General features: G+C 72.6%; 5 protein-coding genes. 2 read left to right on the forward strand and 3 right to left on the reverse strand.

Annotation, left to right across the window (positions count from 1 at the left end; genetic code table 11):
• Together FV223_RS19175 and FV223_RS19180 are read right to left on the reverse strand one after the other, a co-directional pair.
• The coding region (locus FV223_RS19175) for a Wadjet anti-phage system protein JetA family protein (RefSeq protein WP_147728501.1) at positions 1-948 on the reverse strand (948 nt) is incomplete at its 3' end.
• Positions 949-983: 35 nt separating this feature from the next.
• Positions 984-1,403: an FKBP-type peptidyl-prolyl cis-trans isomerase gene (locus tag FV223_RS19180; protein WP_147728502.1), complete on the reverse strand. Its 420-nt coding sequence runs from the start codon at positions 1,401-1,403 to the stop codon at positions 984-986.
• A 340-nt stretch (positions 1,404-1,743) separates the two neighbouring features.
• Between FV223_RS19180 and ggt the strand changes: the two genes are divergently transcribed.
• On the forward strand, positions 1,744-3,435 hold the full coding sequence (gene ggt, locus FV223_RS19185; protein ID WP_210247519.1) for a gamma-glutamyltransferase: 1,692 nt from the start codon (positions 1,744-1,746) through the stop codon (positions 3,433-3,435).
• An 81-nt stretch (positions 3,436-3,516) separates the two neighbouring features.
• Entirely contained in the window at positions 3,517-3,831 is a 315-nt protein-coding gene (locus FV223_RS19190; protein ID WP_147728504.1) for a hypothetical protein, read from the forward strand.
• Here the strand turns inward: FV223_RS19190 and FV223_RS19195 are convergent.
• On the reverse strand, positions 3,819-5,362 hold a 1,544-nt coding region (locus FV223_RS19195; protein WP_147728505.1), incomplete at its 5' end, for an autotransporter domain-containing protein. The genes FV223_RS19190 and FV223_RS19195 overlap by 13 nt on opposite strands.

Consider the following 5,362-nt stretch of genomic DNA (forward strand, 5'->3'; position numbering starts at 1 on the left):
GGCGGCGCCGACCGCGCGCAGGGCCGCCGCCGTGCGCTCGATCCCGGCCGAATCCGGCCGGTCCATGTAGCGGACGGCGGCCGCGATCCGGCGCTCCATCCGCGCGACCACGTCGTCGACGGCGTCGAGGTGCCGGTCGAGTCCTTCGAAGATCGACAGGATCTGGGTGAGGTCGGCGCGCACGCCGCGCTCGGCGACGCGGAGTTCCGCCGCCCTTCCCTCGCGCAGGATCGCCTCGGCGAGCGCGCGGATCAGCAGCGGGTCGCGCAGCGCGCGGCCCGCCTCGCGCACGATCGCCGAGCGGAAGCGGAACGGGTTGTAGCGCGTGTGCAGCGTCCGGTAGTCGCTGATCAGGTGGCGCTCGACGAAGTCCTCGAAGTAGAGGCGGAAGGCGGCGCGCATGTCCTCCTCGTGGAGAATGCGCTCCTCGATCTTGCGCATCGCGCCGGCCAGCCCGCGGACGTGCCCGAGGAAGGCCTGCGCCGCGCGGGCCGCGTTGCCGAGCGCCTCGGAGCGATCGGCGGCGTTGGCGATCGCGCTCTCCAGGCTTCCGAGCACGTCGAGGATCGCGGCGCCGTAGGAGCGGGTCTCGCCGCGCTCCATCCGCGACAGCTCCTCGAGCAGCAGCCGCGCCTCGGGGTCGAAATCGACCACCGGCACGTAGCGCTCGCGCCGCTCGATCAGCCAGCCGGTCTCGAGGAAGCGCCGGAACAGCGCCGAGCGCCGCTCGATCGGATCGACCGGCACCGGCTCGTCGTCGGATTGCTGGTCGAGCGCCCAGTCGGCGGAGAAGTCGCCGATGGCGGCCAGCAGCTCCGCCTTGCGCACCGGGTCGGGGCTGGTGCCCATCACCTTGCGGTGCAGGTGCAGCAGCAGCGCGGCGTTGAAGGCCCGGCTCGGCGAGGCCAGCGGCCGGAACAGGTCGTCGGGAAGCTGCGCGAACAGCATCGTCTCGAACTCCCGCGTTCGCGCAGCCGTCCGCGTTACTTCGCGCCGAGAAGCTCGACGTCGAAGATCAGCGTCGCGCCGGGCGGGATGATGCCGCCGGCGCCGCGGGCGCCGTAGCCGAGCTCGGCCGGGATCACCAGGGTGCGCTTGCCGCCCTGCTTCATCGTGGCGACGCCGAGGTCCCAGCCCTGGATGACCTGGCCGGCGCCGAGGGTGAAGGTGAAGGGCTGGTTGCGATCCCGCGAGGAATCGAACTTCTTGCCCTTCTTGCCGGCGTCGTCGAGCCAGCCGGTGTACTGCACGGTCACCTTCTGGCCGGCCTTCGGCTCGGGCCCGGTGCCGACGACTTCGTCCTGATACTTCAGGCCGGAGGGCAGGGTGGTGTAGTCGGCGTTGGCGGCAGCGGTCATGGCGATCAGCACGGCTCCGGCGATGGGGAGAATAAAGCGAGGCATCGTTCCTCCGTCGGGCCGAGCCTCTTTCGGGCCGCCCGTCGAGGGGCCTCTTAACAGCAGGGCCGGGGCCGAGGCCAGCCGGCGGGGCTTTTCGCCGTCGGCGCACGCCGCGATCGGGCACGGAACGCGGCTTGCGGGGCGGGAGGCGGCCCTTCGCGATTTTCGCCCGGCGCCGGTTGACGCGGCGCCAACCTTGGCGGCCCATTCCACCGCCCGGGCCGCGAGCGCGGCCTTACCAACTTTCCTCGGAGCGACGATGCGCCTGGATCGAACGGACGGCAGCCCTGGCCCGACGCAGACGGCTGGGTCGCACCGCAGGCCGGCCCGGGCGGTCGCGTCGATGCTCGCGATCCTCGCCCTCGCGATGCCGGCCCGAGCGGCCTCGATCGCGCCCGCGGTGGCCGAGCACGGCATGGTCGTGACCGCGCAGCACCTCGCGACCCAGGTCGGCGTCGACGTGCTGAAGCGCGGCGGCAATGCCGTCGATGCGGCGGTGGCCGTCGGCTACGCGCTGGCGGTGGTCTACCCGGCCGCGGGCAACCTCGGCGGCGGCGGCTTCATGACCGTCCAGCTCGCCGACGGGCGCCGGACCTTCCTCGATTTTCGCGAGAAGGCGCCCTTGGCCGCGACCCGCGACATGTACCTCGACAGGGACGGGAACGTCATCAAGGGCCTAAGCGTCAGCGGCCCCCTCGCCGTGGCGGTGCCGGGCACCGTCTCCGGCCTGGAGACGGCGCTCGAGACCTACGGGACGATGGCCCGCGCCGACCTGATCGCCCCGGCCATCGCCTACGCCGAGGGCGGTTTCGTCCTCGAGCAGGGCGACGCCGACATGTTCGCCATCGCCACCCCGGACCTGCGCAGGGATCCGGCCTCCGCCGCGATCTTCGTCGACGGCGATGCGCCGTTCCGGGCCGGCCGGACGCTCAAGCAGAAGGATCTCGCGGGAACGCTCCGGACGATCGCCGAGCACGGCGCGGCCGGCTTCTACGGCGGCCCGGTCGGCAGCGCGATCGTGTCCTCCAGCCAGGCCGGCAAGGGCCTGATCGTCCAGGCCGACCTCGACCGCTACCGCACCCGCGAGCTGAAGCCGGTCGAGTGCGACTATCGCGGCTACCGCGTGATCTCGGCTCCGCCGCCGAGTTCGGGCGGCGTCGTCATCTGCGAGATGCTGAACATCCTCGAAGGCTACCCCCTCGGCGATCTCGGCTGGGGCTCGGTGCAGGCGATCCACTACGAGATCGAGGCGATGCGGCACGCCTACGTCGACCGCAACAGCTACCTGGGCGATCCCGACTTCGTCGACAACCCGACCGCGCGCCTGACCGACAAGGCCTACGCGGCGACCATCCGGAGCGCGATCGATCCGGGCAAGGCCGGCGTGTCGAGCCGGCTCAAGCCGGGGGTGCCGCCGCACGAGGGCAGCAACACGACGCATTATTCCATCGTCGACGGCGCCGGCAACGCGGTCTCGGTGACCTACACCCTGAACGACTGGTTCGGCGCGCGCATCACCGTGCCCGGCACCGGCGTGCTGCTCAACGACGAGATGGACGACTTCACCGCCAAGGTCGGGGTCCCGAACATCTACGGGTTGGTGCAGGGCGAGGCCAACGCCATCGCGCCGGGCAAGACGCCGCTGAGCTCGATGAGCCCGACCATCGTGACCAAGGACGGCAAGCCCGTCCTCGTCACCGGCACGCCGGGCGGCAGCCGCATCCTCACCGTGGTGCTGCACAGCATCCTGAACGTCGTCGATTACGGCATGAACGTGCAGGAGGCGGCCGACGCGCCCCGCATCCACAACCAGTGGCTGCCCGACGTCACCAACGTCGAGCGGTTCGCGCTCTCGCCCGACACCCGCAGGATCCTCGAGGGCATGGGCCACCATTTCGCCGGGCCGCAGCCGGCCAACCACCTCGCCGCGATCCTGATCGGCGCGCCGGTGCTCGGCGGCAAGGCGGTCGGGGCGAACCGGTTCTACGGGGCGAACGACCCGCGCCGGAACACCGGCTTGGCGCTGGGCTACTGAGCGGCGCCCGACGCTGCCCCGTCCGCACACCGGGACCGAGAAAATCCGGCGACGTTTTCGTCGCTGGTGCGTTCCTGGAGGATGAACCCGACACCCGACGATTGGGACCAGCGCGTCGCGCACCTCTCCCAAAAGCTGCCCGCGCCGCTGCAGCGCGCCGTCGGCTGGCTGCGCGAGCCGTCGCGCCTGTGGCTGCGGGTGGGGGCCGCGCTGCTGCTCATCCTCGGCGGGATCTTCTCGATCCTGCCGGTGCTCGGCCTGTGGATGCTGCCGCTCGGCCTCGCGCTTCTGGCGCAGGACGTGCCCTGGCTGAAGGTGCCGCTGGAGAAGGCCGCCCGCTGGATCGAGAGGACCTGGGCCGCCCTCGTCGCGTGGTGGCGGCGTCAGAAGCGGTAGGTCAGGTTGCCCTTGGCGCCGTGGTCCTGGGCGCGGGCGCCGATCTGCCCGGCATAGGACAGGCCGACGGTGGTCGAGGGTAGGACGATCCAGCTCAACCCGGTCTCGAGCAGCACGGCGCTGCGGTCGACCGGCGCGCCGCGGGTCAGCGCCGAGACGCCACCGGCATTGAAGGCAAGCAGCGCGTTCGGGGTGACGTCGCCGAGGGCGCCGCGATACCCGACGAGGCCGCGCAGCAGCATCGGCAGGCCGCCGACGAAGCCGTCGATCCGCGCCTCGGCCCGCACGCCCGCGGTCGCGGTGGACACGGTGGCGTCGCGCGCCGCGCCGGTGAGCGCCGCTGCGCCGCCGGTCTCGGAAAAGGCGTCCTGCCCGACGCGGATCACCGCACCGCCGGCAAAGGGCTCCAGCGTCAGGCCGGCGAGGTCCATGCGGTAGCCGATTTCGCCGAAGCCCTGCGCGACGCTGCCGCCGTAAGAGGCGCGGGCGCTGTCGCGAAAGCCGGCGAACGCGACGTCGCGCCGGGTCTCGGTGTCGCTGATGCCGTAGAGGCCGCCGATCCGCAGGTCGAGCGCGCCGAGGCCGATGCCGGCATAGACCGACCCGAACCCGGTCTGGACGTTGCCGCTCGACATGCGCAGCGGGATGTCGAGGGCGGTGTCGGTGTAGCCGGCGGCGGCGCCGACGCGGATCAGGTCGCTCGCGGCGACGTCGCCGCCGATCACGAGGCCGCCGGTGTTGCGCTGGAGGGCGGCAGCGTTGCCGTCCGAGCCGGTGCGCCCGAAGCTGCCGAAGCCCTGGCCCCACAAGCCGACGATCCGCTGGTCGAGGCCGCCGGGGCCGAGGCCCGTGCCGCATTCGGGCACGGAGTTCAGCGGCACCCGGGCGATCGGTGCGCGCTCTGCCGGCAGGCCGGGCGCGGCCGGCGTGCAGGTGAGGCCGGCGCCGTCCGACCAGCGCATCCGATCGAGGATCGCCTCGCGCGCCAGGCCGCCGGACTCGACGAGCGCGGTGACCGCGCTCGCGTGGACTTCGCCCGAGAGCGCGTCGAAGGCCTGCCGGGCCTGGGCGGTGGAGAGCGGGCCGACCGCGTCGTAGACCGCCTGTCCGGCACCGAGCGACTGCGCGCGCCGGCCGGCGGCGACGCCGTTCACCGTCGCGCCGGCGGTGTCGAAGCCGAGGTCGTTGCGGATCAGGTGCAGCTGCACCGCGTCGTCCGCGTAAGTCAGCGACGGCGTCAGGAAGGCGAAGTTGGAGGTGACGGCGGCGAACTGCCCCTGCACGCCGCCCGCTGCCGTGAGGATCGTGTAGGTGGTGTTGGCGCTGTAGGCGCCTGGCTGCGCCTGCACGTCGACGAGGCCGCCGCGCAGGGTCGCGACGCCGCCCGCCGCGATCCGGTCGCTGTTGCCGGCCGCATCCGCCTTCACCTGGAAGATCGAGCCCGCCTCGAACAGCACGTTGCCGTTGGCCGACAGCGTGCCGATCCCGTCGTAGCCCGGCGCCGCGCGGCCGCCGCTGCGGACGCTGAGGC

It is taken from the genome of Methylobacterium sp. WL116 (genome assembly GCF_008039455.1).
Lineage (GTDB): Bacteria > Pseudomonadota > Alphaproteobacteria > Rhizobiales > Beijerinckiaceae > Methylobacterium.